At 64.6% G+C, this 26,244-nt stretch carries 22 protein-coding genes; 7 read left to right on the plus strand and 15 right to left on the minus strand.

The window, feature by feature from the left end:
* Nucleotides 1-123 precede the first annotated feature (123 nt).
* The 7 genes from DDQ68_RS23575 to speD form a co-directional block, all read right to left on the minus strand.
* Nucleotides 124-447, minus strand: a complete 324-nt coding sequence (locus DDQ68_RS23575) for a hypothetical protein (protein WP_211320188.1) — start codon at nucleotides 445-447, stop codon at nucleotides 124-126.
* A 33-nt stretch (nucleotides 448-480) separates the two neighbouring features.
* Nucleotides 481-630 (minus strand): hypothetical protein, encoded by a 150-nt coding sequence (locus tag DDQ68_RS23580; RefSeq protein ID WP_211320189.1) that lies wholly within the window; start codon nucleotides 628-630, stop codon nucleotides 481-483.
* Nucleotides 631-658: 28 nt separating this feature from the next.
* A complete protein-coding gene (locus tag DDQ68_RS23585) occupies nucleotides 659-859 on the minus strand; it encodes a hypothetical protein (protein ID WP_211320190.1) in 201 nt (66 codons plus the stop codon).
* 73 nt (nucleotides 860-932) lie between these two features.
* Entirely contained in the window at nucleotides 933-1,082 is a 150-nt protein-coding gene (locus DDQ68_RS23590; RefSeq protein ID WP_211320191.1) for a hypothetical protein, read from the minus strand.
* Between the two features lie 422 nt (nucleotides 1,083-1,504).
* On the minus strand, nucleotides 1,505-2,290 hold the full coding sequence (locus DDQ68_RS21545; protein WP_109658140.1) for a hypothetical protein: 786 nt from the start codon (nucleotides 2,288-2,290) through the stop codon (nucleotides 1,505-1,507).
* Nucleotides 2,272-2,514, minus strand: coding sequence for a hypothetical protein (locus tag DDQ68_RS21550; RefSeq protein WP_109658141.1), 243 nt, complete (start codon nucleotides 2,512-2,514; stop codon nucleotides 2,272-2,274). Before DDQ68_RS21550 ends, DDQ68_RS21545 begins: the two co-directional genes overlap by 19 nt.
* A gap of 211 nt (nucleotides 2,515-2,725) precedes the next feature.
* Nucleotides 2,726-3,097, minus strand: a complete 372-nt coding sequence (gene speD, locus DDQ68_RS21555) for an S-adenosylmethionine decarboxylase (RefSeq protein ID WP_245897184.1) — start codon at nucleotides 3,095-3,097, stop codon at nucleotides 2,726-2,728.
* A gap of 83 nt (nucleotides 3,098-3,180) precedes the next feature.
* Here speD and DDQ68_RS21560 point away from each other — a divergent pair, with 83 nt between their 5' ends.
* Nucleotides 3,181-3,606 (plus strand): hypothetical protein, encoded by a 426-nt coding sequence (locus DDQ68_RS21560; protein WP_162550321.1) that lies wholly within the window; start codon nucleotides 3,181-3,183, stop codon nucleotides 3,604-3,606.
* A gap of 11 nt (nucleotides 3,607-3,617) precedes the next feature.
* Here the strand turns inward: DDQ68_RS21560 and DDQ68_RS21565 are convergent, their stop codons facing one another.
* On the minus strand, nucleotides 3,618-4,742 hold the full coding sequence (locus tag DDQ68_RS21565) for an AI-2E family transporter (RefSeq protein WP_109658143.1): 1,125 nt from the start codon (nucleotides 4,740-4,742) through the stop codon (nucleotides 3,618-3,620).
* Nucleotides 4,743-5,066: 324 nt separating this feature from the next.
* Here DDQ68_RS21565 and DDQ68_RS21570 point away from each other — a divergent pair, with 324 nt between their 5' ends.
* Together DDQ68_RS21570 and DDQ68_RS21575 are read left to right on the plus strand one after the other, a co-directional pair.
* Entirely contained in the window at nucleotides 5,067-5,423 is a 357-nt protein-coding gene (locus DDQ68_RS21570) for a hypothetical protein (RefSeq protein WP_109658144.1), read from the plus strand.
* Nucleotides 5,424-6,368: 945 nt separating this feature from the next.
* On the plus strand, nucleotides 6,369-6,644 hold the full coding sequence (locus DDQ68_RS21575; protein WP_109658145.1) for a hypothetical protein: 276 nt from the start codon (nucleotides 6,369-6,371) through the stop codon (nucleotides 6,642-6,644).
* A gap of 139 nt (nucleotides 6,645-6,783) precedes the next feature.
* Here DDQ68_RS21575 and DDQ68_RS21580 read toward each other — a convergent pair whose 3' ends face one another.
* From DDQ68_RS21580 to DDQ68_RS21590, 3 genes are all read right to left on the minus strand, one after another.
* Complete coding sequence (locus tag DDQ68_RS21580) at nucleotides 6,784-11,331, minus strand: cellulose binding domain-containing protein (RefSeq protein ID WP_211320192.1); 4,548 nt, start codon at nucleotides 11,329-11,331, stop codon at nucleotides 6,784-6,786.
* A 69-nt stretch (nucleotides 11,332-11,400) separates the two neighbouring features.
* Nucleotides 11,401-12,735: a DNA/RNA non-specific endonuclease gene (locus DDQ68_RS24130; protein ID WP_245897186.1), complete on the minus strand. Its 1,335-nt coding sequence runs from the start codon at nucleotides 12,733-12,735 to the stop codon at nucleotides 11,401-11,403.
* 426 nt (nucleotides 12,736-13,161) lie between these two features.
* A complete protein-coding gene (locus DDQ68_RS21590) occupies nucleotides 13,162-13,992 on the minus strand; it encodes an IS5 family transposase (RefSeq protein ID WP_109656237.1) in 831 nt (276 codons plus the stop codon).
* Between the two features lie 178 nt (nucleotides 13,993-14,170).
* Here DDQ68_RS21590 and DDQ68_RS21595 point away from each other — a divergent pair, with 178 nt between their 5' ends.
* Genes DDQ68_RS21595 through DDQ68_RS21610 form a run of 4 tightly spaced genes read left to right on the plus strand, consistent with a single transcriptional unit; the run spans nucleotide 14,171 to nucleotide 15,485 of the window.
* Nucleotides 14,171-14,764 carry a hypothetical protein gene (locus DDQ68_RS21595; protein WP_109658147.1) on the plus strand — a complete coding sequence of 198 codons (594 nt, stop codon included), beginning with the start codon at nucleotides 14,171-14,173 and terminating at the stop codon, nucleotides 14,762-14,764.
* Nucleotides 14,761-14,871 carry a recombinase family protein gene (locus tag DDQ68_RS21600; RefSeq protein ID WP_211320193.1) on the plus strand — a complete coding sequence of 37 codons (111 nt, stop codon included), beginning with the start codon at nucleotides 14,761-14,763 and terminating at the stop codon, nucleotides 14,869-14,871. The genes DDQ68_RS21595 and DDQ68_RS21600 overlap by 4 nt, the downstream gene beginning before the upstream one ends.
* Nucleotides 14,872-15,027, plus strand: a complete 156-nt coding sequence (locus tag DDQ68_RS21605) for a hypothetical protein (RefSeq protein ID WP_211320194.1) — start codon at nucleotides 14,872-14,874, stop codon at nucleotides 15,025-15,027.
* A complete protein-coding gene (locus DDQ68_RS21610; RefSeq protein ID WP_109658148.1) occupies nucleotides 15,024-15,485 on the plus strand; it encodes a GIY-YIG nuclease family protein in 462 nt (153 codons plus the stop codon). The genes DDQ68_RS21605 and DDQ68_RS21610 overlap by 4 nt, the downstream gene beginning before the upstream one ends.
* Before the next feature lie 298 nt (nucleotides 15,486-15,783).
* Here DDQ68_RS21610 and DDQ68_RS21615 read toward each other — a convergent pair whose 3' ends face one another.
* From DDQ68_RS21615 to DDQ68_RS21630, 4 genes are read right to left on the minus strand one after another with little or no spacing between them, the layout of a single operon-like run.
* The gene (locus DDQ68_RS21615; protein WP_109658149.1) at nucleotides 15,784-18,540 is read right to left on the minus strand and encodes an alpha-L-rhamnosidase; all 2,757 of its coding nucleotides are present in this window, start codon (nucleotides 18,538-18,540) and stop codon (nucleotides 15,784-15,786) included.
* 49 nt (nucleotides 18,541-18,589) lie between these two features.
* Nucleotides 18,590-21,370, minus strand: a complete 2,781-nt coding sequence (locus DDQ68_RS21620; RefSeq protein ID WP_109658150.1) for an alpha-L-rhamnosidase — start codon at nucleotides 21,368-21,370, stop codon at nucleotides 18,590-18,592.
* A 47-nt stretch (nucleotides 21,371-21,417) separates the two neighbouring features.
* Nucleotides 21,418-22,911 carry a RagB/SusD family nutrient uptake outer membrane protein gene (locus DDQ68_RS21625; protein ID WP_109658151.1) on the minus strand — a complete coding sequence of 498 codons (1,494 nt, stop codon included), beginning with the start codon at nucleotides 22,909-22,911 and terminating at the stop codon, nucleotides 21,418-21,420.
* A gap of 18 nt (nucleotides 22,912-22,929) precedes the next feature.
* Complete coding sequence (locus DDQ68_RS21630; protein ID WP_109658152.1) at nucleotides 22,930-26,073, minus strand: SusC/RagA family TonB-linked outer membrane protein; 3,144 nt, start codon at nucleotides 26,071-26,073, stop codon at nucleotides 22,930-22,932.
* Nucleotides 26,074-26,244: the final 171 nt, after the last annotated feature.

Genomic DNA, 26,244 nt, shown 5'->3' on the forward strand with positions numbered 1-26,244 from the left:
TGTTGCCAACTTGCCACTGGGGGCCCTTGGGGCCCCGCTACCGCCGGCCCGCCGCCAAATGAAGCCGTCGAGTACGTAGTGAGTACTTTGGGGCAGGGCCAGCAGCGGTACCAGCCAGGCCCGCTACGCCGCGCGCGACACGTCGGGCAGCGCCTGGAACCAGCTAAATACCGCCGCGTGCTCGCCCCACACCAAGCCGTCCCACAGCTCTTCTTCGAGGTAGGCAAACAGGCCAATCAGCCCTAGAAATGCCAGCCAGCCGTACTTGCCGGCCCAGGGGCCCCGGCGCGGCACCGGGGCCCCTGTGGCCGCTGCCGGCCGCCCCTGCCACACCAGCGCCAGGTACGGCACCCCGTGCAATACCACGTTCAGCAGCGTAAACGCCAGGTCGCCGTTGCACCACACAATGCCTACATACCACAAGACGGCGGTGCCCGCCAGCAGCAAGTTGCGCGGTACATTAAAGGTATGGGTGCGGCGCTAGCGCCACAGCCCGCGCCCAGCATAGGCCAGTAATAGGGCTCCGTACAGGGCCGTGGCCAGGTGCCGCCCCAGGGGCCAGTCGCGCTCCAAAAAGTCGTCGTCCACAAACCAGTTGAAGTTGCGCGGCGGCGACAAGTGCCAGTACATCAGCGGGTATAGTGTGGCCGCGTAGATGCTAGCCGTGGCCAGCCACGCGCCTGTTGCGGGGCCCTCGCGCCGGGCGTACAGCCGCAAAAAACCCGTACTGCTGCCGGACCGCCAGGTAGGCCAGCGCCCGCCAAAACCACAGCCCGCCCGCGCTGTGCATCGCCACGCCCGCCGCGTAGCAGGCCAGCGGCGCCACCCACAGCAGCGTGCGCCGTTCGCGCCGCCGCACGGGGTCGAAGTAAGTCTGAAACAGCGTGCCGTAGACGTGCGTGCGCCACGTCGATGAACAGTACCAGGCTCACTCAGGCCAGCAACGGCGACTCGCCGGTGGCGCGGTGGCGGGCGGGTAACACCAGCACCACCAGCAGCGCCACAAACGGCGGCGCCAGAACCAGGGCCCCATCGTAGCGGGCCGAGCGAATCCAGGGCTCGGAAGGAGCAAGGGTGTTCACGAGAAGAAATTGCGCAAAAATGGCCAGCTGAAGTCCACGCTACATTCAGGTGGTCCCCACTATCTCTTGCGCGGCCCGGATGCCCTGGTAAAAGGCTTCCTCAAAAATAGAAATACCGCTAAAATCGGTGTGGGCGAAGAAGATGCGGCTCCGTACCGGCTGCTGGGCGGCGGACTGGTCGGGGCCTCATAGCAGGCCGGGCGTGGGGGCTACTATACCGTGGCCCCATACCCAGAGGTCGGCCCGCTGGAGGTAGGGCGTGACGCCAGGGTGGTAGGTTTCGAGCTCGGCCACCACGCGTGGTAGCCACTGCGCGTAAGGGGTTTGGTAGGCGCGGCGGCGGGCCAGGTCGGGGGCCTCGTCGGTGAGGCGCCAGTAGAAGGTAATGACTTTGGGGCCCCGGTGTCCTGGGTCAGGTCCTGCTAGTTGGCGTTAATGTAGCCCAGCGTGGCGCTGCCGTAGCGCACGTTGTCCCAGCTTAGGGGGCGCCCGGGGTCTCGCGCAGGTCCGTAGGCCAGCGTGTTGGTTTGCAGTGGGGTAGAGGCCTGGCGGCGCAGGTGCTCGGCCAGGAAGTGGTTGCCTTCGGGCCAGGTTAGCACGTCGCCGCCGGTGGCGTTGTGGGCGCGGCCCTTGCGGCAGGCGAAGTAGTGCAGCTCGGCCCAGGCCGACACCTGTGCGGCGGAAGCCTCGTAGTCGTCGCGGTAGGTGTAATTGAGGTACCAGCGCAGCGGCGTGGCCGAGTAACCTTCCTGCATGAGGTAGTCAGCGAAGGAAATCCGGTCGAGCTGGCGGAATGCTCCGTCGGCCGACGACGCATCAAGCGTGATACGGAAAGCGTTGTGGCCCACCGCCGTTTTCAGGCGTTCCACCAGCCGGAAAAACCGCGCCGTTTGGGCCTGCTCGTTGGCCGAGAGGCCCACGGCCGGTACCAGCCCGTCCTGCCAGTGCCCGTTGATGCTGAGACGCTCATCGGGCGCAGCGCAGAGGTGGTAGTCGCTGTAAATGGGCATCTCACCGGGCGTGTAGTCGGTGAGGGTACCGGTTTCCTTCAGAAAATCGAGCAACTCGCGGTTGCGCACGTCGGGCACGGGCAGGTAGTGGGCCCCCCAGGGGTAGGCCGAAACTGGGTTGTGGCCGGCCGCCGCGTTGCCGCCGGCGTTGCCGTCCAGCTCCACCAACAGCGTGTCCGTCAGCCCCTGGCGGTGCACTGCACTTCGTAGCTGCGCCCGGCCGGCTGAATTATCGTCCAGTGCCCATTGAATTGCGCGAGCTGCACGTAGTCGCCGGTGGCGGGCTGGTACAGCTGGTACTCCGTCCACTCGTAGCGCGGGTGTTGGGCCTCGGCGCGGCGCACGTAGCCCACCACCCGGCAGGCGTGCCCGGCCAGCACGCCCGGCGTGCCCACGGGCAGCACCCCCAGGCCGGCGGGCACTTTTCGATACTTGCCAAATAGCTTCGGGGGCCTTGCCGCGGTACTGGAAGTAGCTGTGGCAGTGGGGGCAGGCGTAGTATTCGCTGCCCGCCACGTCGTAGTACGTGATGTTTTGCCGGCATGCCGGGCAGGTGAGCTGGGCCGACGGCGCGGCGCTGGCCGGGGTGGGCGCGCTCATCGGCATACCTCGGTTTTGGCCTGCTCAGTGCCTTCAAAAAAGGCCAGCGTGGCCACTTAAATCCCGCGCACCGTGGCCGAGTTGTCGCGCCGAAAGATTCGACAGGAACACGTCGAATGTGGCCAGGCCGTGCTCGGGCCAGGTGTGCAGGCTCAGGTGCAACTCAGTGAGGGCCAGCAATACCGTGAAGCCGCCGTCGGCGGGAAAGGCGTGGTAGGTTTTGCCCATCTTCTCCAGTCCGAAGCGCCGGATTTCCTCGTTGAAGAACGCGCGGCAGGCGGCCGCGTCGCGCAGGGCCGGAGGCCCCGAAGGTGGCCAAAATGTGCAGGCCGGGCAGGTAGGCAGGTATGAGCGAAGGAAAGCAGAATTGCGGCCCGCAAGATAGCCGCGGCTGCGGCGCTTCATGCAAGCGCAATTTGGTAATGCGCCGCGGCTGTTCCTACCTTTAACCCGTTTCACGGTTATATTACATTGGCAATAGATTCTTTATGATTTCGTTAATGATTGATCGGGAAATATTATCATTTAATAACACTGCGGGCCAAGTCTACTACCATCCTGCGGGCTACGTGCGCCTGGCCTGGGGCGCCGGCCGCGTGCCGCTCGACGTGGTGCAGGCGTACTATGAAAAAGTACTGGCCGTGCTGATCACCACCGGCGCCCGTAAAATTTTGTCCGACCACGGGCAGCGCGCCCCGTTGCTGCCCGCGGCCCAGCAGTGGCTCACCCAAAACTGGATTCCACGGGCCATGGCGCAGGCCCGCACCCGGCACTGCGCCATCGTGGAAGGCGCCGACCCAGTGCACCGCCTCTCCACCGAATCGGTGGTGATGGCGGCACCCAAAGAGTTTGTATTCAAGCGGTTTGCCAGCACGGCGGCGGCCGAAACCTGGCTGGCAAAGGTAGCGCTCTGACGTGAGGACCCTTACCCGGCCACGGCGCCGTTGCGCAGCAGCGGCCGCCGCAGGGTGGTCCCGTCGGCGGCGGGCTTTTCGGTGGCTTCCTCGTCGCCGAGCAGCAGGCCCCAGGGCCGGAGCGACTCGATGCGGTCAAAAATGATTTTCAGGATGGCGATGACCGGTAGGGCCAAAAACATGCCCGCCACCCCGCCCACGGCGTTGCCCACCAGCACCCCCACGATGGCCACCAGGGCATTGACCTTGATCTTGGAGGCCACGATGCGCGGGATAAGAAAGTGGTTGTCAACGAACTGAATGAGCATGTACACCACTACCACGCCCGCTGGGTAGCCCAGCCCGTCCTTCGTGACGAAGGCCATGAGCACCGGCAGCGCAATGGCCGCCAGGCCGCCCACGTACGGAATGAAGTTGAGTAGGGCCCCCAGCACGCCCAGCAGCAGCGCGTACGGGATGCCCAGCGCCAGCAGGGCCCCCACGTTGAGCACGGCCACGATGCTGCCTTCAATGAGCAGGCCAATCATGTAGCTTTGGATGGCAGCTTTGCTCTCGTGCAGCACGTCGGCTACGCCAGTGCCCGGCTTCCGCCCCGAAAATACTTGGGTGAGGAAGGTCACCAGCCGCTTCTGGTACAGAAACAGTAAAAAGATGTACACCGGCAGCAATGTGGCCACCACCAGCAGGCCCGATACGGCCGTGAGCGTGCCCCCGGCCAGGCCCGCTGCCCGGCTGCCGGCCTCGTTGAGGTAGCCCATCAGCTTCTGGTTGGTGATGCCGAAGCGGGCGTTCAGCCATTGCTCCACTACCTGGGCCGTGTGGAAGAATTTGGCCTTGAATATGGGCATCTGCCCCGACAATTGCGTGGCTTCCAGGTAAATAAAATAGAGTAAGGCCAGGAGCGCCGCCACGCCCAGCACCACCGTGAGGGCAATGGCCAGCAGCGGCGGTACCTTGCGCCGCAGCAGCCACTGCTCGATGGGATGCAGCATAATGGCAAAAATGGCCGCGAAAAAGATCGGGAAAATAAGGTCCGCGGCAATGTGCAGCGTGAACACCACCAAGGCCAGGCCCAGCAGTATCAGCGGCGCCTTCACGTAGAGGGGAAATTGCAGTTCTTTGGGGTCGTCGGGCATGGTGCGGAAGAAGCCGGGTAGTTGATGCGCGCATCTACGGCTGCTGGCAAAAATTGTCTGAAGGTAAAGATTTTATGGATTCAGTGGGCTGCCCTCGTGGTTGCCTGGGGCCCCAAAGCAGCCGTAGGCGCGGCCCGTGCCGGGGCCGCCCTTGCCTAAATCTAGCCGCTCAGGGGCCCGCTTCGGCTAACGTTCTTCCTGGCCGGGGCCCCACTGGGTTGTTCCGCACAACGGCTGCTACCCAATCCGAGCTTGTTTTGCCCGGCCTGCCCGCTGCTTCGGGGGTAGAAACTGCGGGCCCCACGGCCTGCGCCATTGCTGGCGATGCCCCGTTCCGCTACGCCCCCGACGCCGCCGCGCCGGCCCCCACGGGCCGGGTGCAGCTCTGCGCAACGGCTGCGGCAACCGCTGGCCCAAGGCCCCCAAGCCCGACCAGAAGGGCCCGGCCAGGTGCAGCAACCCCGGGCCCTCAACCTGGCTGCCCTTTACGCTGCGGCCCAGGCGGTACCGCTGGCCGGCGCGCCCCGCAACATCGAGGCCGCCGCGGCCACCGGCACCGAGCTGCTGCTGCTGTTACAGCGCGGGGGCGGGGCCGCGGCGCTGCGGCTGCTGCTGGCCGCAGTGCTGGTCCACCTGGGCGGGCTGGGGCCCCCGCCGCGCAGGGGTTCCGGCTACCAGTAATCGAGGGTAGCCCGGCGGGGTCTTCTGGCGTGGCGTTCGCTGGGGCCTGCTTGTGTGGGCGGCTTTGGTAGAAAACACTGCGGGCCCCAGGCGCGACGGCAACGCACTGAGGGCATTCGTAGGCGGGCCTAATTTAGCCGCTGGCCTGGCCGAATTGACCCGCCCTGCCTGGGCCGACGGCCGCACCTACCGCGGCTAATTGAAAGGCCTGGCCCTGCGGCCGCGCCGGCCCGGCACGCTCCTCTACGCTGCTGCCCGTGGCCGGCAACGACCAGGGCGGCCGCTTGGCCCTGGTGGCTACAGCTGAGCGCACGGGCCCCCGCCAGGGCCCCGCGGCACCGGGGCCCCGTACAGGGCCAGTAGCTACGCCCGGATCAACGCCGGCACTGCACTTTTCTAAGCCCATTCGTTGGCCATCAAAGCCTAGCCACGCGCAGCCGATGCTGCTTTGCCCGGCTGCGCGTGGCTGAGCTTTGATGGCCTGTAACGCATAAAACATAATAAAGATAAAAATAGAAAAAACTGTGAAAGAGAAAATGAGTGTTGCCAAGAGAGTGAAAAAAATACGGAACGCGGCAATTATTTATAAGTTTTTTAAGATGGACACGGATGAGCCGCTGCTTCGGACTTTGGTAGGCGGCCGGGCCCCGGTCTGGCGTGGGGTTGCGCACTGATTGAATGACTTATGGAGTATTCAACTAGCAGAAAATCAAAAGTTTATATTTTATATTAACGGTGAACTATCGACTGGCCGTCCTTGGTTCTTGATAAATCGTGAGGACATGCGGGGCGGCGCCTCCCGTGGAGGGAGCCTGGGTTTGCGGTGCGCTGGGGGCCCCTGGCTGCCAACCCGAGGAGCGCCCCGGCAGTATGAAACAGGGATGAAGGGCTGCATATTGCGGCAAGCGCCGTGCGCTCAAAACCACGATTTGTCGACTTGCTCCAATGAAAATCCTGCTGATTTTCCTGCTGTGCAGTGCCCTTATCAGCTACTACATCTACTGGTGCGAACGGACCCCGGTGCCGCCCCTGGTGGCTAAGCGCGTAGCCGAAAAACCGGTCCCGGTGGCCACCACCGGGGCCCGCAACCTCGATAACCCGTGCTACTACCTGGTGGCCGACGACGGTAGCTACGCGGAGGTGGGCCCCACCGCGTTTGCCCGCACCGAAGTAGGCGACCAGTACGCATCGCGGGAGTGGCGGGGCGGCGCCGCGGCTTGATTGAGCTGAAAGCGCGCCGGGCCCCGCCGTCTTCGAGTGGGGGATTGCCAGCGCCAAAAAAATGGTTCTTCGCGTTACCTCTTTCGCATGTGAGAAAATCCAATGCAATGCAGTAGCAAGTGCCGCAAGGCCATGCGGCCTATTGCTTTACCAGCTTGAGGTTCTGTACGGTGCTGCCGGTGCTGAGGCGGGCCAGGTAGAGGCCCGGGGTCAGGCCAGTGGCCTGCCACTCGGTGCGGACCAGCTCGCCGGCCGCGGCCTGGCCGGCGGCCAGGTGCTGCACCAGGCGGCCGGTACCGTCGTATACGTCGAGCTGGTACGCCGCGCCCTTCGCTAGGGCGAAGGCGAGCGTGGTGCTGCCCGCGAAGGGGTTGGGGTAGCTGCGCACGGCCTGCGCCACGGCGGGGCCGGCGGGTGCATCAGCAGCGGCGGCCGTGGCTTGGGGCCCCCGGCTCATGGCGGCACTGGCCCCGGCGGCTCCGGCCGGCTCCTGGCCGTACACGAGGTGGCCCTGCTGGTACACGCTCATGTGGTCGTTGGCGGTAAACCGGAGGCTGAATGGCAGGAAGGAGAAGTCGTTGACCTGGTTAAACAGCGACCAATCATCTTTATAGATGCGGTACTGCACGTTGCCGGTGGTGCTACGTGGCATGAGGCTGCCCAGGGCCGGGTTGAACCGGATTTCGGCGTACGTCTCAGTGCCGGACGTGCCGAAGGTGACGCTCACGTTGCGGCTGCTCAGCACCGCGTAATCGACGGACGACTTCAGGGCCGCCGCGCCTTCGGGGCTGAACCAGTAGCGCACGGCCAGGTCCTGGTACGGCACGGGCTGGTTGCCCGCGTTGCGCAGCTGCACGTGGGTACTGATGGTTTGGGTCGAGCGCACCGTGGTCTGGGTTTGCGATAACACCTCCAGGCTCGTGACGGGGGCCACCGGGGCCGGCTCCACGCCCCCGACAAGGACGCCGTTGCGGTACACGGTCAGGTGGTCGTTCGGGGCGTAGGTGCGTCCGTAGGTGTACGAGTAGTCGTCCGTCTGGTCGAAGCGGGTATAGGTTTCCTTGTAGAAGCGCGAGCGGATCTGGCCGGAATTACCCCCGGCGGGCAAGCTGTTGGGCGAGGTAAAGCTGTACTCCACGTAGCCGAAGGCGCCCTGCACGGGCTGGGCCAAGGGTACGTAGCGCATCTTCACGTCGCTGGTGCCGAGTTGGGCGTAGTCCACCGACGTCAGGATGGGCGCGAAATCCTCCGGCGTCAGCCAGTAGCGCACCGTCAGCTCCCGGTAGGGAATGGCCGCGGCGCTGTTGTTCACCAGGTCCAGGTTGGGGCGCACCGTGTCGTCGTTGGGCAGGTAGTCGGCGTTCTGGTGCAGCACGCTCACCACCGTTGGGCTCTGCACCGTCACGGAGAAGGGCAGCGCGGCGGTGCCGCAGCCGTTGGTGGCCGTGGCCGTCACCACCATTGTGCCCAGTGGGAACACATAGGGCGAGGTGATGGCCGTAACCGTCCCGTTCACCACCACCGAATACGTGAGCACCGGCGAGCCCGTGGCTGTGGCTGCAAAGTCCACCGGGGCCCCATGCAAGCCGGCCAGGGCCGTGGCCACCGGCACCACCGGCGCCGTGAGCACCGGCGCGGCGCACGCGGCGCCCGCCCGCACCACCTGGTAGGCGGTACCCACGCGCAGGCCGTCCAGCACCAGGTTGGGCGAGCTGGCGCCTTGGCGTAGGGCCACCGTGCCGATGTTGGCCGGCGAAGTGCTGGCTGCTTCAGCCGCGCTCACGTCGGCCGTGGCGGGCTCAGCGTCGGCGGGCGGGTCCACGAAGAGCTGCGACAGGTTGCCGGTTTCGTCGAAGCTGTACTTCACCACCAGCAAATACGTGGTGTTCAGTTCGTAGTCAGTTGTGTTATACGTAGCCGCGGAGCTGCCGCTGATGCCAAACTGCACCTTGCCGGTAGCGGCGCTGCGGCGCACAAATACCCGGCTGCGAAAGGTCGTGCTCAGCGGCGCGGGCCCCAGGTGGAGGTAATAGTCGCCCGCCGTGGGGGCGCTGGCCACGTTCACGAGGTACGACACGTACACCGGCGTGCGGGGAGCCACGGGCGCGAAACCGCGGCTCACGTCCTCGCCGCTGGTCACGAGGGCCGCTGCGCTGCCGATGCCGCCGGCACCAACGCTGTGGGCGTAGTTCAGGCCGGGGGCCACCACGCCCACAGCGTTGGTGCCGGCGCCGCTGTGGGCCGTCCAGTCGTTGTCGGTCAGCAGGGCCCCGGCGGGGTAGGCGAAGTTTTCTTCGAGCAGCAGCGCGGCCGGGGCGGCCGTCGTGGCCTGGGCCAGCGTGCCGGGCGCGGCCGTGCGGTAGTTTTCGGCGAAGGGCGTGTCGTTGTCGTTGTACTCGAATACGGCAAACGTGTAGGTGTTGCCGGCCCGCAGGCCGGTTACGGTCACGTCGGTGCCGGGCCCGTTGTACACCACGTAGTTGCCGGTACCGATCTGGGTGCCCACGCCAAAGGCCGCGTCGGCGGCGTAGGTCGTCGCATCCACTGGCACGGCGTTCACGGCGGTGGTGAGGTGGGCCAGGATGAGCCGCTTGGCGCCGTTGCCGCCCACTACGGTGATTTGCAGCGAGTTGCTGGTCACGGCGCTGGCCGTGAGGGTGGCCGAAGCGGTGGGCGCGGCGGCCAGCGGGATGGTGGCCGTGGTAAAGGTCAACTCGTCGCCGTAGGCTGTGCCCGCGGCGTTGGTGGCGTAGGCCCGCACGAAGTAGGTGGTGCCGGGCAGCAGGCCGGTGAGGGTGCTGGCAAAGCTGCCGGGGCCCGCGCCGTCGGTGGTTTTGATAGCGGCGAGGGTGGGGTTGGCGGTTTTGCTCCACACCACGCCCCGGGCCATCACGGCGCTACCGCCGTCGGCATCCACAGTGCCGCCGGCCGTGGCGGTGGTGGGCGCGAGGGCTGTCACGGCCACGCTGCTCACCGAGGCGGGGTACACCGGCGCGATGCCGGTGCCACTCACGGCCACGGCCAGGGCCGGCACGCCGGGGCCCTGCACCGTGATAATAGCCGCGTAGGCCTGCGCCGCCGTGGGCACGAAGCGCACGTCCACCGTGGCATTCACCGCGCCATCCACGGGCGTCAGCTGAATGGCGCAGCAGGCAAAGGCCTGGGCCCCCACGCGAATCTCGAAACTGGCCGCGGGCGTCACCGTCACTGGGCCGGTGAGATTGGCGCCGCTCAAGGCGAAGCTTTTCGATGGGTTAGCCGCGCCGCTGGCGGTGCTGCCAAAGTCGGGCAGGGTAGCCAGCGAGGCCGTCAGCGTGGGTTTCGTGACCACCACCGGGGCCGTCACGGTCACCGCCACCGGGGCGCTCAGGCCCACCACGGACCCGCACGCCGAAGTGGCCTGGGCCACCACGTAGTAGGTACCCGTGGCTGGAAAGTCAGCGCCGCTGACTTGGTAAGTAGCCGCCGTAGCGCCTGTCAGCGGCGTGGCGTAGGGCCCTGCCGCGGCCGTGCCGTAGTACCAGGCAAAGGCCGAGGGGGCCCCAGCCGTGGCCGTAAGGGCCGCGCCCGCGCCGATAGTCGTTACCGGCTGGCTGGCCGTGGGCGTCACTGCCACCGGGTTGGTGGCCGGGGCCAGGTTGATGGTCAGATTCTGCCCATTGTTGGTGCCGAGGGTGAGCGGCGCGTCGCTCACCACCCGGATGCGGTAGCCGCTGCCGCCCGGCGTGCCCGCTGGCAGGCTGGCCGCGAGTGGCGAGGCCGCGCCGCTGCCAATGATGTTGTCCGTGGCATTCGCCGGAAACACGCCCGTCGCGCTCGAAAGCTGCGCCTTGAACGTGGCGCCCGCCGCAAAGCCGGTGGCGGCGTAGGCTACCGCGAAGCTGGGGCTGGCGGCGCTGCTGCTCAGGCAGTACGGGCTGCCGTAGGCCGCTGTGCCGGTGGCAATGCTGGCCGTGGGCGTGCCGGCCCCAGTGCCCAGCGTGGGCGTCAGCACGAGGTTGTCGAGGGCCAGGCCCTGGCTGTTGGTGCTGCCGCCGGCGCCCATGTCGCTCCAGCGCAGGTAGTAGGTAGCGTCGGCGGCCAGGTTGAGGCCGGTGAGGGCCACTTGCTTGGTGGTGGCGAGCGGCGGGTAGGAGTAAACGGTGCTGTTGGCGTCGGCGGGGAAGTTCTGGTCGCCGGCCGGCTGCGCGGTCCACGTCACCCCGTCGGTGCTCACGTAAAACTTCCAGTCGTAGGCCCGGCTGCCCGAGCGGTATTTTTCAATATCAAACTGCACGGCCAGGTCCTGCACCACCGCGCCCGAGGTGTTCTGCACCGCCAGCATGATGTGGCGCGGCGCAGCGTAGCCGCTGCTGCTCAGGAAGCCTAGGGCCCTATCGGCCGAGCCGGCGGCGGCCCCGAAGTTGTAGGTGCCGCCCGCGGTGAAGTGGTTGCCCGTAGTGGCCGCGGTCGTGGCCGCGGTCGTGGCCGCGTAGTTGGCGGCGCTGCCGTAGCTCGGCACGGCCTCGGCCGAGAGCAAAAAGCCGGTGGGCACCGCGGCCACGGCAGCCGTGCCCAGCCCGTCGAAGGTTTCGATGATCGGGGCGGCGCTGGGCAGCAGCGCCTGGGCCCCGGCGGCCAGGGGCAGCGCTCCGGCCGCGGCCAGCGCCAGCCCCCGGCGCAGGCCGCGCAAAAAATTATAAATCAATGACATAGTAAGACGGCGAAACCGCGAGAAATCCAGAAGAAAGAAACAAACAGGGCCCCCAGGACCGGCTTAGCTCACCGGGCCGGCGTCGATTTTCGCCTCCACGGCGGCCTGCACTTCCACCGGCAGGTTGGAGAGCAAATCCAACCCCGTGGCGGCTTCAATGGCGTCGACGGTGGTGCGGTACACGCCCCAGTCCGTATTAATGGAGTTGATGTTGGGCGTGTCGATGGCGATGATGCGGGTGCCGGCGTTCACGCGGGCCGCGTCGTTGTCACCCACCGGCAAAATCACTACCACCTTCCAGCAGCGGCTGGGTACGGTCACGCGGCCCTGGTCGAGGGTCGTCGTCAGTCCCCCGGCCGAGCCCGTGCCGCCCACCCCGTACGAGCCGCAGACGACATAGACCTCGTTGCCCCCGGCCAAAAACGAGCGGGTGTAGTTCTCCAGGCCGGCCCAGGTTTGCTGGTTGTTCTGCGGGGCTTGGGGCATCATGTTGGTCATGAAAAACGTGGCCGAATTGTTCTCCACGCTGGAGGTGCGGTCGGCCGAAGGGCAGTTGTGGCCCCGGTCGAAGCCCGAGCCCACGTAGCTCAGCTCCGTGACGTGGTACCACTCGGTGGGCAGCGCGTCGTCGGCGCGGAAGTTGTCCTGCCGGTCGATACCGCCGCGGTCCGACAGGTCGAGGTGCCAGCTCACCCAGTTCGGCTTGCCCTGGTCGCGGCTGTACGAAACGGCGTACTGCGGCTTGAGCAGCAAGTAGTTGTTGGGCATCGCCACGTCCGTTTGGGCCCCGCTCGGGTTGCCCAGGGCCAGGTTGCTGTTGTCGAGCGCGGGCGGAGCCACACCGAAGTCCGTGGCGGTAAAGTCGTCGATGTCGAGCCGCGTCCGGCCGCCGGAGGTCTTGCGAATCTCAAATTTGACGGGCCCCGGGATGTTCACGATGAACGACGCCGCCTGCAACGCGGGCGAGGTGGTGAGCACCGTGGCGCCCACCTTCGTCCACTTGGCGCAGTCGCAGCCCTGCGATTGCGCCCACAGCTCCCAGCTGCTGCTGCCGTCGGTGCCGTAGGTGGCGTGCTGCACCGTCACGGTGGCCGCGCCGTCGGGCAGGTAGAAGTTCATCGTGAGCGTGCCGGCCTGCTGCAAGCGCACGGCCTGGGCCCCGTTCTTGTGGTCGGCCGCGTCGGTGCCCACCAGGGCATCGGCCAGCGTCCAGCTGCCAGTGGCAAACGCCACGGTGCCGGTGGGGTAGTCCGGCTTGGTGCCGGCTTCGAAGGTTTCCGGCGCTACGGCGGCCGCGCGCAGCGGAGCCAGTGGCTGGCGCGCCACGCGCGCCGGCCCAGCAAAGCTCATTAGGCAGAGCAGCAGGGGCCCCCCAAGGCGAAGTAAGTGTTGTTTCATTCAGGCAGTAAAGAAGTGAATGTGGGCCCCGGCTTGTGCCAGCGAACATAGTTACCCCAGTATTTACTAGCAAAATTATACCCTGAATGTTAGGTGAATATTACCCGCGTGCAATTATTTATCCGCGGGGTATCATGGGGTTGTTCGCTGCGGGTGCTTCATCTGCCAAAATTCGTCTGTATCTTGGAGGGGAATCGTAGGTGCCCAAACGGCCCGGAAACGCAGGTTTTCCGGGCCGTTTTTTTATACCGTTTATTTAGATACCTTGCGAAAGAGATTGCTCTTCCCACTTTCATCTACTCCAAACCATTTTGTCAATTCGTATACCTTATTTCCCTGACTTGGAGTCTTACCAAGTGCCTCTCTTTTTACGGGATTTAGATCAGGCAATTGCATTAGATGCTTTGGATCTGCTATTGAAGCTGTTTAGGAAGTGGGTGGTCGGGTAATTTTACGCAGTAGCAGCACGACAAAGGCGAGCCAGTGGAAGGCCAGCCAATTTTCCAGGCAGGTTTCGTAGCGCACCAGCAGGGTCTTGAAGCCGTCGAGCCAGGCGTTCATTTGCTCGATGACCAGCCGGCGCCGGTAAAGTTCGGGGTCCAGCGGCGTGTCATCATCCGTTTGCCAGTCGGTCGAGCGCCGGTTGCGGGGAATGTTGGCTTCGATGTCGCGCCGGGCGCAGGCCTGACGCAAGCTAGTGACATCAAAGGCTTTGTCGGCATTCAGAAAGAGGCCTTCCAGGCGCAGGTGCGCTTGTTCGAGCAGCTCACAGAGTTCGGCGAAGACGTGTTCGAGGGCAAACGTATCGTGGTGGTTGCCGGCTTGCGGCGTGGCCACGGCTAGGGGCTGGCCCGTGTTGTCGGCCAGAAACAGGGCGTTGGTGGTGCGGGCCGCCTTGCGGCCTTGATAGCCGACAGCCGCCCCGCCGTTTTTAGCCGGGGTGTGGCTGCCATCGAGTTGCACACTCGACAAGTCCAGCGCCGCGTGGTTCAAGCGCAAGACGCTCAACCAAAGCTGTTTCCAAGCACCTTGCTTGCGCCACTGGTTGAAATAATAGTAGACGCCCTGCCACGTCAGGGGGTGGGTTGGCAGCAATTCTCGCACGGGCAGCCAGCGCCACTGACAACCCGTTTTGAGCTTGTAGAGAATGGCGCCGACGACTTCCACCGGCTGGGCCGCCCGCCGACGGCCGTGGGCGCTAAAGGGCAAATGGGGGAGTATCCAGGCGGTAATGATATCTTTGGGCAGGACTTCCATGACGGAGGGAAAGGAGATGGGTCGCACCTCAAATTTCGCTCTGCCGTGGGAGTCTTTTCTGTTTTGAGCCCGCCTGACTACTTCCTAAACAGCTTCATTTTCAACTTTGTGTGAAACAACACAACGACTAGAGGAGCGGCTGATTTTAATTAGCAAGTCGTATGGAGAAGGGAGTCTAATGCGCCAGCGCCAAGCAATTGCAGATGCTTGGACAATAATTGACTGTGTACACCGTGCTGGGGAGCTGTTCTTGATAGCTAAGGTGGCAGTTAATAGGGATGAAGACGCTCTGCTTAAGAGCATCAAGACCATTAGAAATTCTTATCAGCATGCCAATGAAAGGATTGAGGAATATTTCTCATCTAAGGGCGGTTCGGTTTTCGGAGATCTGTCGTGGTACTACCATCCTGATTTATTTCGGCCAGGGCCTTTTGAGGGTGTTCTGTATGAATACATAATGCAAACAGGTATCACGCACAAAGATGAATTTGAAGTAACTTCTGGCGATCCTGAACAGTTAAAATTTGTTGACATTATTTCTTTCGTGCGAATCCATTACGTAACAAAGTCCAAGAGTAAATTAACAGTAAGCTTGGACGACGCCTCCGCTCTAATTAATCGGGCTATAGTGCGCATCGGAAAATTTAATAAGAGCATAGATGAAGAAATGGCCCAAAAATTGGCGATTGATCCGACGCTCCGACGTAAAGGCTTTCTTCCTGTAACTATTGTGGCTACCCACCACTTCACTCGGGCACTAAAAGGAGAATGAGAGTCGCCATCTATGCCCGGGTGTCGACGAAAACCAAGGGCCAGGACACCGAGAACCAGTTGCACCAGCTGCGCGACTTCGCCGATCAGCACGGCACGATTCAGTAGGTGTACATCGACATCTTCTGGCTCAAGGACGATGCGTTAGAAGACAGCGCCACCCTACCCGCCCCCGACGTACTGGCCCTGGAAATCACCGAGAACCTGCAAGTCGCGCTGGCGCAGTTTGCCAGCATTGCAGAGGAATTAGAGGAAGTCGCATGAACCCAGTGTTCGACCAGCGGGTCGCCCGGCTGCCGGGTTACCTGGCCCAGCTCATCGCTCAAGTCCCGCATACCCGGCTTACCCTGGGCCAAGACCTGCCGGCCGCCGGAGTGTACGCGTTCTATGAGCACGGCCGTGCGCAGTACGTGGGCCGCACCGGACGGCTACGGCAGCGGCTTCTGGAGCACAGCGGCAACTCTTCCAGCCACTACAGCGCGTCGTTTGCGTTTTTGCTGGTCCGCGAGGCCGCCCAGGGCCTTGCCATTGATATGGCCCGGCTCCGCCATGCGCTGCAACGCTGTCCGCTGTTCGGGCCGTTGTTCACGGTCGCCAAAGCACGCGTAGCCGGCATGGAAATCCGCTGGATCGCGGTACCCGACGACGTGGAACAAGCCTTATTTGAAGTATATGCCGCCTTGGCATTAAATACGCCGCACAACCATTTCAAGCCATCCTAGAAAGTGGTCGATTAAGCAGATTGATGCCAGAACACCGTCTAGTAGATGACTAGCACAGATACAACAAACGCTTGAGAGGGTTTGCTTAGCATTAGTTGTAGCTAATGCCAAATGATAATGCGGTAGCTGCCTGCTAACTCACGATGGTTGGTCGGCACGTTATACTAACGAGTAGTCCAATAAAGGTTAGTTAGAAATGACTGAAAAAAGTGCCTTTAATCGCTTGAATCGCCCTCTATAAAATCATTCAATAAGGGCCCTAACTAAACAGCTTTTAGAAAAAGCAGTTGTAAGCGGCTCACCTGATTTCCAACTGGTAAGTGCCGGCCGCCATCTGATACTGCCGGGCTTGCGCCGAAGACCTGATTGAGCGGACGTGTGGCCCGCCGGAGACCAAGGGCTTACCGCCTTCGTACACCGCCTGGCCCGCGGGCACGGGCAGCGTGAGGGTCGCCGTGGCGCCCGGCGGCACTGTGGCAGCGTACGCCACACCCGCCCCGGCCCGCCGCCAGGCCGACCGGATGGTGCCGTAGGGCCCCTGGTGGCTGGCTTCAAAATGAGCGAGCCCGGCCACGAAGTGCGGGGCCAGGAGAACGTTTTTGAAGCCCGGCTGCTGCGGGTCGGGCTGAATGCCGCCCAGCCCCTTGTAGAGCCAGGCCCCGATTTCGCCGAACATGATGTGGTTCATAGAAATGTCGCTTTTGGCGTCGATGGGCCAGTTTTCGTAGAGCGTGGTGGCGCCGTTGGCCATCCACCAGCCCCAGGAGGGGTAGGTTTCCTGGGCAGCCAGGCGGTAGGCCACGTCGGCCTGGCCGTTGTCGCTCAGGGCCCCCAGAATGGCCTTGGTGCCGAGCAGGCCCACGTCGAGGTGGAAGTTGTCGGCGGCCACGCGGCGGGCCAGGTTGGCGGCCACTTTTGCCCGCAGCTCGTCGGGCACCACGCCCCAGTAGAGCGGTACGCTCAACTCAGTTTGCACGCCGTGGCCGTAGAGGTTGGTTTGCCGGTTGAGGTACTTGGCGTTGATGGCGGCCCGGATTTTTTGGGCCAGCGCGGCGTAGCGCACGTGGTCGGCGGGGTGGCCCAGCAGCTGCGCGGCCTTGGCCAGAATGGTGGCGTCGGTGAAGTAGTAGACCGAGGAAGTCAACTCCACCGGCGACTTGGATTTCACCGGCACCCAGTCGCCCAGACCCCAGGCGGTCAGGCCGTTGGGACTAATATTGTCGATGTGGTCCACGTAGCGCTTGAGGTTGCCGTAGCAATCGGCAAGCAGTTTTGAATCGCCGTAGAACAGGTAAATATTCCAGGGAATAATGGCGATGGTGCTGGTCCAGTCGGGGCCGTTGCCCCACTCATAGCCCCAGCCGTCGCTGGGGATAATGGAGGGCAGCACGCCGTTGGGCTGCTGCTCGTCGCGGTGGTCGGCCAGCCATTTTTCGTAAATGGTGATGCCGTCGAAGTTATAGAGGCCGGTTTCGCTGGCGATGTGGGCGTCGCCGGTCCAGCCGTTTTTCTCGCGCTGCGGGCAGTCGGTGGGGTAACCGAACAGGTTGGACAGGTACGAGTTATTGGTGGCCCACCAGATTTTGTCGATGGTCGGGTTCGACGATTTCACCTGGCCCACCGCTGCCACGTCGCTGTGCATGAAGTAGCCGGTCAGGCTGCCCACCGTCAGCGCTACGGGCTGGCTGCTCGTCACCTCCACGTACTGAAACCCCTTGTAATTAAACAGTGGCATGAACGTTTCCTCCCCGCCCCGGCCGCCGAGCGTGAAAATATCCGTCTGAAACGGATCGCTCTTATCGGTGGGTCGGTAATGCACGTCGATGTTCGACTGGTCGACGCGGCCGTTGGGGTAGCGCCGCTCGCCGTGCTTGAGGCGCAGCACGGTGCCGGCGGGGCCCCGGACCCGCAGCTGGCTGACGCCGGCAATGTTGCGGCCCAGGTCGAACACGTAGGTCGTGTCGTTGAGCCGGGCTACGCTCTGCGCCGGCACCGCCTCCACGTTGCGAATGGGTGCCAGGGCCTGGGCCACGATGTTGGTGGACGGCGCGGCCCGCAGCGTCACGGGTTTCCACTGGGTGTCGTCGAAGCCCACCGTGTTCCAGCCGGGCTGCTCCAGGCGGGCGTCGTAGTGCTCAGCGGTGTAGATGCTGTTGAACACCAGGGGCCCCAGGGCCGTTTTCCAGTCGGTGCCGGAGGTAACGGTCGTCACCCGGCCGTCGGCCCCGGTCAGGCGCAGATCGAGGCAGAACGCGGGCCGGTTGCGCCAGGGTGCTTCGTGGAAGTACCACACGGCCGTGGACTGGTGGTTGTACCAGCCGTTGCCGAGCAGCACGCCCACCGCGTTTTGGCCCGGCCGCAGGTAGGGCGTCACGTCGTAGGTGACGTAGAGCGTGCGCCGGTCAAAGCGGGTGTACATGGGGTCGAGGCGGTGGTTGCCCACCTTGCGGCCGTTGATGTACAGCTCGTATAAGCCGGCCACGGCGATGTAGGCCCGCGCCTTGGCCACGCCCGCGGGCAGCGCAAACGTGGTGCGGAAGTAGGGGGCGGGTTTGAGGTTGATGTCGCGCGAGTCGCTGATCCAGGCGCCCTGCCAGTTCTTTTGGGCCATCAGCCCGGTTTCGAAGCTGGTTACCGGGCTCGCCGGGGCCCCGGCCCCGGCCTGGTCCCAGGCCCGCACCCGCCAGTAGTACTTGGTGAACGGCCGCAGCGCCGGCCCCGCGTAGGCCACCAGCTGCCGGGCCGACGCCACCCGCCCCGACGTCCAGGCCCCGCCCCCGCCCCGGGCCACGGCCCCCGAGTCGGGGCCCACGGTGAGCTGGTAGGCGGTTTGCGCCGCCCCGCGCCGGCCGTCGGCCAGCCGCCAGGTCAGGCGCGGGCGGGGCGCGTCCAGGCCCAGGGGGTTGGTGAGGTATTCGCACCGCAAATCGGTGGGCGCGCCGGCCCCCCCGGCGGCCCGGGCGGCCGGGGGCCCCAGCAGCAGGCCGGCACCAACGAGCACCACGCGCCAACCCTCAGGCAACCAACCGACGAATCGCGCGCGAAATCCAAGCATCAAAAACTGGTACAGGATGAAAAACCCTGCCTTGCGGGGCCCCGGGGCCCTACTTAGCACCGAGCGCGGCGGTGGCCTTGGGCAGCCAGGGCGCAGTGAAACGGTACTGCCCCGAGCCGATGCGCACCGGCACGTAGCCGCCTTCGGCCGGCCCGGCCCGCAGGCCTTTGCTGGCGTCGAGCTTCCGGCCCCCTTCGCGCACCGCGTCGGGGCTGGCGGCGGGCACGTACACGGTGGCCGTGGCGTTAGGGGGCACGGTCACGTCGAGGGCCAGTTGGTCGCCGCTGGTTTGCCATTGGGCTTGGGCCGGGCCGTACGCGGTGGTCAGCTGGGCCGTGGCCTGGGTGAAGCCGCCCCCCGGCTGGGGCCGCACGGTGAAGGTGTGGTAGCCGGGGGCCCCCACGTTCAGCCCCGCCACCGTGGTGTAGAGCCAGTGGCCAATGGCCCCGTAGGCGTAGTGGTTGAACGAGGTCATGGACGGCGGGGCGAAGGTGCTGTCGGGCCGCATCGAGTTCCAGCGCTCCCACACGGTGGTGGCGCCCATCGTCACGGGGTACAGCCACGAAGGGTAGGTCTTCTGCAACAGCAGCTTATAAGCCACGTCGGTATGGCCGAAGCGGCTCAGTACGTGGCACAGGTAGGGCGTGCCGAGGAAGCCCGTGGTGAGGTGGTTGTCGTAGTCGGCCACGTTCAGGGCCAGGCGGTCGGCGGCCTGGGCGCGCAGGTTTTCGGGCAGCATGTCGAAGTGCAGGGCCAGCACGTACGCCGTCTGGGTGTTCGACATCAGGGCCCCGCCGGGCGTTACGTATTCGCGCAGGAAGGCCGCCTTGATGCGCTGGAGCAGGGCCGTGTAGGCGGCCACGTCGTCGGTTTTGCCCAGCACGGTGGCCGCGTCGAGCATGATTTGGGTGGAGTGGGCCCAGAAGCACTGCGCAATCAGGGCGTGGCTGGTCACGGCCGAGCGGCCCGCGTTGTCGTCGTCCAGGTCGTAGGCCAGCCAGTCGCCAAACTGAAAGCCGGTGTCCCAGAGGTCGTTCCGGCTCCGGTCCTGGATGTATTTCACCCACGCCTTCATGCTCGGGTACTGCACGGCCAGCGTCCGGCGGTCGCCAAACAGGGTGTACAGATCCCAGGGAATGACGGTGGCCGCGTCGGACCAGCCGGCGGCCCCGATGGGAACCTTGCCCGAAGCAAATTCCAGCGCCGGAATCACAAACGGCACGGCCCCGTCGGGGCCCTGGTCGGCGGCCAGGTCGCGCAGCCACTTGGCAAAGAAGCTGTTGGTGTTGCGGTTGAAGGCCGCCGTGCTGCTGAACACCTCCGCGTCGCCGGTCCAGCCCAGGCGCTCGTCGCGCTGGGGGCAGTCGGTGGGCACGTCGAGGAAGTTGCCCTTCTGGCCCCACTGGATGTTGCTCTGCAGCTGGTTGATGAGCGGGTTGGAGCAGCTGAACGAGCCCGTGGCGGGCATGTCCGAGTACAGGGCCACGGCCGTAAAATCTTCGGGCTTAGGGGCCCCCGGGTAGGCATCGATGCGCAGGTAGCGGAAGCCGTGGAAGGTGAAGTGCGGCTCCAGCGCCTCGTCCGAGCCCGTGCCGCGCAGGTAATACGTGTCCTCGGCCGAAGCCGAACGGAGATTGGCGAGGTAGAAGTTGCCGCGCTTGTCCAGCACTTCGGAGTGCGAAAGCGTGATTTTATCGCCGGCCTTGCCGCGGGCCCGCACCTGTACCCAGCCCACCAGGTTCTGGCCGAAGTCGTAGATGGTTTCGCCCTTCGGCGACTTCGTTACCTTGACTACTTTAAAGGTTTCGTGCTTCCGAATGGGCTCGCTGAAAGTAGCAAAAAGCACTTCCTTCGGGTAGTTCTGCACCCGCGCCGGCGTCCAGCCGCTGCCCGCGTAGCCGGCCGCCGCCCAGCCCGCCGGTTCCAGCCGCGCGTCGTAGGTTTCGCCGCGCTGCAGCTCGGCGAAGCGGACGGGGCCGGCGCTGCTGGTTTGCCACGTGCCGTCCGACACCACCGATTCCTTGGTTCCGTCGGCATAGGTCAGGTCGAGCTGAAACAGCAGGGCCACGTCTTTGCCGTAGATGTTGCGGTCGTGCTTGTAGCCAATGAGGCCGCGGTACCAGCCGCTGGCCAGCGTCACGCCCACTGCGTTGGGGCCCTCTTTCAGCAGGCTGGTCACGTCGTAGGCCTGGTAGGCCAAGCGCTTGTGGTAGCTCGTCCAGCCCGGCGTGAGGTAGGCATCGCCCACGCGCCGGCCGTTGATTTGCGCCTCGTACAGGCCGTGGGCCGTGATGTAGGCCGTGGCCATCGCCACCTTTTTGCCCGCTTTGAACTCCTTGCGCAGCAGCGGGCTGGGCCGGAGCACGGTGTCTTCGGCATAGCCGGGGCCAATCCACGACGCTCGCCAGTTGGCCGGGGGCAACAGGCCCACCTGCCAGAAGGCGGGCGCACTCCATGCCGAAGGCTTGCCGCCACCGTCCCAGGCCCGCACCTGCCAGTGGTAGCGCCGGCCCGGCTCCAGGGCCCGGCCCGCATAAGTCACGTTTACCGAAGAGTCGGACGCCACTTTGCCCGAGTTCCACACCGCGGCGGGGCCCCCTTGGGCCAGCCCGGCCGCCGAGGCGGCCACCCGCACCTCGTAGGCGGTTTGGCGCACGCCACGCTGGTTTTTAGCCGCCAGCAGCTGCCAGCTGAAGCGCGGCCGGGCCACGTCGAGGCCGATGGGGTCGGCCAGGTTTTCGCAAAGCAGGTGCTGCACCCGCACCTGGGCCCCGGCACTGCCAATGCGCAGCAAGCCCAGCACGAGCAGGAAGGCGGTAAGTTTTTTCATGGCGAAAGGATTTGAAGGCATGGCGTTTAGGGGCCCCAGGGCTTGCCTCACAGCGGATTTTGCGCTAAGTTATCCAGCATCACTTCGCGCTGCGGAATGGGCAGCAGCAGCTTGTTGGCCGTTACTTGGTAGGCGCTGGCGGGCAGGAAGGTTTGCAGGGCTTTTTGGCGGGTGCCGTGGGCGTTCATCACGTCCACGGCGCGGCCGGTGCGCACCAAATCGTACCAGCGCTGGTTTTCGAAGGCCAGCTCCACGCGGCGCTCTTGCAGCACGGCCACCCGAAAATCGGTTTGGGAAGTCGTCACCTTGGCGGGCAGGCCGGCCCGCTTGCGCACCTCGTTGAGGGCGGCGGCGGCCTCTCCGCCGGCCGCGAAACCCTGCTCGTTCAGAGCCTCGGCGTACATCAGCAGCGCGTCGGCGTAGCGCAGCATGGGGAAGTTGGTGTCGGTGCGGCCGGGGGCAGCGAGGCCGAAGTTGTACTTCGTGATGTAGGGCACGGCCACGAACTTACCCGTGGCGTCGGTAAAGCCCAGCGCGAGCGAGGCAGTTTTGCGCAGGTCGCCGGCCTCGTAGGCGTCAATCATGTCCTGGGTAGGAATGTTCCAGCCCGAGCCGATGCCCAAGTTGGGCGCCGTGGCGTCGCCGGTGATGATGTTGCCGGAGGTGTAGGGCGCAAAAATGAAGGTGAAGCTGCTCGAAATGTTGGGCTGGGTGCCCAGGTACTGAATCTCAAAAATCGATTCCGCGTTGTTCTTGTTGGCGGGGTCGAACACGCTGCGGTAGCTCGGCAGCAGGCTGTAGCCCCCGGTGCGCACGTCGCGCAGCAGGGCCACGGCCTTGGCGTAGTCTTTCTGGGTGAGGTACACCGAGGCGAGCAGGGTGTTGGCCGCGCCCTTAGTGGCGCGGCCGGCGTCGGCGGCAGCGTAGGCGGCCTTGGTGGGCAGCTTGGCAGCGGCGTCGGTCAGGTCGGCGATGATGCTGGCGTACACGTCGGCGGCCGGAGCGCGGCCCTGCGACTTGGCGGCCGTGGGAGACGCCACCGATTCCAGGCGCAGCGGCACGCCGCCGAACTGCCGCACCAGGGTGAAATAGTACAGGGCCCGCAGGAACTTCACCTCCCCGAGGAACTGGTTTTTCTTGTCGGCGGGCATCGTCACGGCGTCGATTTTGCCCAGCACGTCGTTGCAGCGGCTGATGCCGTTGTACGACACCTGCCACATTTCCTGCACCGATTCGGAATTGGCGCTGACCAGAAATTCGTCGACGAACTCGCGCTGCGACTCCTGGCCCCGGTTGCTGTCGTTGTACTGAAAAGTGGTGTTGTCGGAGCGCAGCTCCCCAAACACCCAGTAATCGACGTTGCCCAGCGTACGGACGGGCGCATAGGCCCCATCCACGGCCTGCTGCACCTGGTCTTGGTTTTTAAAGAAGCTGTCGGCACTGGTTGTGGCCTGGGGCTGGAGGTCGAGGAAGCTTTTCTTGCAGCCCGCGGCGGCCAGCAGCAGGCCCAGGGCGAGTGCGGAAATAAGGGTTTTTTTCATGGTGGTGGGGGCGCGGGGTTAGAAGCTCAGGTTGGTGCCGAAGATGATAGTCCGGGCCAGCGGGTAGTTGAGGAAGTCTTCGCCCGGCGTCAGCACCGAGCTGTTGTTGCGGCTCACCTCGGGGTTGGCCCCGCTGTACTTGGTGAAGGTGGCCAGGTTCTGGGCGCTGGCGTACAGGCGCACGCCCCGCACAAAGCCCGTGCGGGTGAGCAGCGCGGCGGGCAGGCGGTAGCCCAGCGTCACGTTCTGGATGCGGGCAAACGAGCCGTCCTCTACCCAGTCCGAGTTCACGTCGCGGTAGATGACGCGGGCCCCGTTGGTGGTGGGGGTGCGGCCGTCGCCGGGGTTTTCGGGCGAGCGCCAGCGGTTCAGAATTTTGCGGTCGACGTTGAAAATGCCGTCGATGTTGAGCAAGTATTGGTTGGCCGTTTTCAGTATCTGCCCGCCCTGCGAGCCGGTGATGATCACGCTCAGGTCGAAACCCTTGTAGCCGAAGTTGTTGGTGACGCCCCACAGGTACTTGGGCTGGGCATGGCCGATGACGCTGAAGTCTTTCACCGCCTCAATCACGCCGTTGCCGTCCACGTCGTGGTACTTAATGGAGCCCAGCACCGACGTGATGTGCTTGGGCGAGGCCGCAAAATCGGCCGCGTTGGTATACACGCCGTCCACCGTGTACCCAAAAAACTCCCCGATGGGGTGGCCCACCTGCGTGATGTGGGTGGGGTTGCCCTCGCCGCTGCGCCCGCTGTAAATCGGCGCGTTGTCCTGGTTCAGGGCCAGCACCTCGTTGTGGTTGAAGGCGATGTTCAGGTTCGTGCCCCAGGTGAAGGCGCCGGTGAGGTTGCGCGTAACCAGGGCCAGCTCCAGGCCCCGGTTCAGCACCTTGCCCGAGTTGATGGTGGCGTTGGAATAGCCCGACGAGAGCGGCAGCTGGTTGTCGAGCAGGATGCCGTTGGTGATGCGGCGGTAGAAGTCAACCGTGAACGCGAGCCGGTTGTCCCACATGCCCAAGTCGAGCCCGAGGTCGAGCTGGGTCGATTTCTCCCAGGTCAGGTTGGGGTTGGGTAGCGACACCAGGGCCCGGCCGGGGGCCAGCTGCCCGCCAAAAGCCGTGTTGGCCGAGCCGCCGGCGTCGATGCCGCTGCCGATGTAGCCGTAGCCCGAGGCCACGCCCGCAATGGACGTGTAGTTGCCGATGTTGAAGTTGCCGGTCAGGCCGTAGCTGGCCCGCACCTTCAGGTTGCTCAGCGTCGGCAGCTGGTGCATGAAGTCCTCGTTAATCACGTTCCAGCCCGCGGCCACCGACGGAAACGTGCCGTAGCGGTTCTGGCTGCCGAAGCGCGACGACCCGTCCGTCCGCACCGTGCCGGTGAGCAGGTACCGGTCCTTGTAGGCGTAATTAACGCGGGCCAGGTACGATATCAGGGCCCACTCCTGCACGTCGGCGCCGAAGTTTGGCAGCAGGGCCGCCGCGTTGATGGTGCGCACATCGTCGCCGGGATAGTTGTTGGCGAAGAGGTTCTGTGATTCAAAATGCTCTTTCTGGGCGCTGTAGCCGGCCACGGCGCTAATTACGTGGTCGGTGCCAAACTTCTTGTCGTAGCTCAGCAGCGTTTCCGACAGCCAGTTAAAGCGTGTGTAGCTGGTGCTGGTGGAGTTGGGCACCACCGGCGGCGGGGCAAAAATGCCGCCTACGCTGGCCGGGTTGAACGTGAACGCCGTGTTGTTGGCGTAGTTGATGTTGATGCTGTAGCGCAGGCGCAGCCCCGGCACAATCTCGTATTCGGCAAAGGTGCCGCCCAGGCCCTGGAGCGTTTTGCGGGTGGTGCCCGCGAATTCCAGGCTGTTGAGCGGGTTGGGCCCCGTGAACATCCCCGGTGAGGCTACGAACGGGGTGCGGTTGCCGTTGGCGTCGAGGGCCGGTACCAGTGGCGAGAGCCAGAGCGAGCGGGCCAGCACGTCCACGAAGCTGTTTTCGAAGTCGTTGCCCTGCTGGATGCCGTAAGTGGGGGCCAGGTTCAAACCCAGGCGAATTTTCTGGCCCACCTTGCCCTCCACACTGAGGCGGGCGGTGTAGCGCTTGTAGCCGGTGTAGCGCACCGTGCCCTCCTGGTTGAGATAGCCCAGCGAGAGGGCCGTACGCAGCTCTTCGGTGCCCTTGGTGAGGGTTGCGTTGAGGCTGCTCTGGGGGGCCGTGTGCAGGATTTCGTTGTACCAGTTGGTGCCCGCCCCGTACTGGCCCGAGTTGCGGAACTCTACCGGAATGTCGGCATCGGTCACCGCCACGCCCCGGGCCGCAAAATCGTCGGTGATGATGTCGCGCCGGTACTGGGCAAATTCCTGCCCGTTGAGCATCGGGGGTCGTTTTTTATTGGGCACCTGCTGGAAGCCAGTGTAGGCGCTCACGTCCAGGTTGGTCGCGCCGGCCTTGCCCCGCTTGGTCGTAATCACCACCACGCCGTTGGCCCCCCGCGAGCCGTAGATGGCCGTCGAAGAAGCGTCCTTCAGCACTGTAATTGTCTCAATATCGTCGGGGTTGAGCAAGTTCAGCGGGTTATCGACTTGCCCGAACGAGCTGGCAATCGGGAAGCCGTCAATCACGAACAGCGGCTGGTCGCCGGCCCCAATCGAGCCCGAGCCCCGCACCTTGATGGAGGTGCCCCCGCCCGGCGTGCCGGTCACATTGCTCACCTGCACGCCCGCCACCTGGCCGGCCAGCTTCTGGTCTACGCTCACCACCGGCAGGTCGCGCACGGCGCGGACGTCCACGGTGGCTACCGCGCCCGTCACGTCTTCGCGCTTCTGGGTGCCGTAGCCTACCACCACCACGTCTTCCAGACTGGCGGCGTTTTCAGCGAGCGATACGCTCAGGGGCTGGGCCTGGGGCACAGTCACGGGCACTTGCTTGGCCGTGTAGCCAATGGAAGAAACCAGCAACGTGTGGGGGCCATTGGGCACGGCACTGATGGTAAAATTGCCGTCGGGGCCCACCGAAGCCCCCAGCGTGGTGCCCTTCACCATTACGGTGGCGCCAATGGCTGGCCCACCCTTCGGGTCGAGTACCCGGCCAGTGAGGGCCCCCGTTTGGGCCAGCCCGCGGGTAGCCAGCGCCAACAAAGGCAGCAGTAGCCACAGAAAAAAGAGACGTTTTCTTTTCATGGGTAGGTTAGAAAAAAGAGTGAATAGGAAGGTAGATTTGATTGACAAGTACTTCACCGTCAGGTTAGGGCGGCACTTAGATCAGGTGTCGCGGCGGCAATAATTTTTTGCAGCAATCGGTTGCTTATATCAATCGATTGTTTTCACAGTTAGCAGGCAGTGAGTGGTACG

It is taken from the genome of Hymenobacter nivis (genome assembly GCF_003149515.1).
Lineage (GTDB): Bacteria > Bacteroidota > Bacteroidia > Cytophagales > Hymenobacteraceae > Hymenobacter > Hymenobacter nivis.

Coding starts and splice junctions, on each gene's coding strand:
- DDQ68_RS23580 (WP_211320189.1), bottom strand. CDS start 630: ATGTACTGGCACTTGTCGCCGCCGCGCAACTTCAACTGGTTTGTGGAC.
- speD (WP_245897184.1), bottom strand. CDS start 3,097: ATGAAGCGCCGCAGCCGCGGCTATCTTGCGGGCCGCAATTCTGCTTTC.
- DDQ68_RS21560 (WP_162550321.1), top strand. CDS start 3,181: ATGATTTCGTTAATGATTGATCGGGAAATATTATCATTTAATAACACT.
- DDQ68_RS21565 (WP_109658143.1), bottom strand. CDS start 4,742: ATGCCCGACGACCCCAAAGAACTGCAATTTCCCCTCTACGTGAAGGCG.
- DDQ68_RS21570 (WP_109658144.1), top strand. CDS start 5,067: ATGCCCCGTTCCGCTACGCCCCCGACGCCGCCGCGCCGGCCCCCACGG.
- DDQ68_RS21575 (WP_109658145.1), top strand. CDS start 6,369: ATGAAAATCCTGCTGATTTTCCTGCTGTGCAGTGCCCTTATCAGCTAC.
- DDQ68_RS24130 (WP_245897186.1), bottom strand. CDS start 12,735: ATGAAACAACACTTACTTCGCCTTGGGGGGCCCCTGCTGCTCTGCCTA.
- DDQ68_RS21590 (WP_109656237.1), bottom strand. CDS start 13,992: ATGGAAGTCCTGCCCAAAGATATCATTACCGCCTGGATACTCCCCCAT.
- DDQ68_RS21595 (WP_109658147.1), top strand. CDS start 14,171: ATGCGCCAGCGCCAAGCAATTGCAGATGCTTGGACAATAATTGACTGT.
- DDQ68_RS21600 (WP_211320193.1), top strand. CDS start 14,761: ATGAGAGTCGCCATCTATGCCCGGGTGTCGACGAAAACCAAGGGCCAG.
- DDQ68_RS21610 (WP_109658148.1), top strand. CDS start 15,024: ATGAACCCAGTGTTCGACCAGCGGGTCGCCCGGCTGCCGGGTTACCTG.
- DDQ68_RS21615 (WP_109658149.1), bottom strand. CDS start 18,540: ATGCTTGGATTTCGCGCGCGATTCGTCGGTTGGTTGCCTGAGGGTTGG.
- DDQ68_RS21620 (WP_109658150.1), bottom strand. CDS start 21,370: ATGAAAAAACTTACCGCCTTCCTGCTCGTGCTGGGCTTGCTGCGCATT.
- DDQ68_RS21625 (WP_109658151.1), bottom strand. CDS start 22,911: ATGAAAAAAACCCTTATTTCCGCACTCGCCCTGGGCCTGCTGCTGGCC.
- DDQ68_RS21630 (WP_109658152.1), bottom strand. CDS start 26,073: ATGAAAAGAAAACGTCTCTTTTTTCTGTGGCTACTGCTGCCTTTGTTG.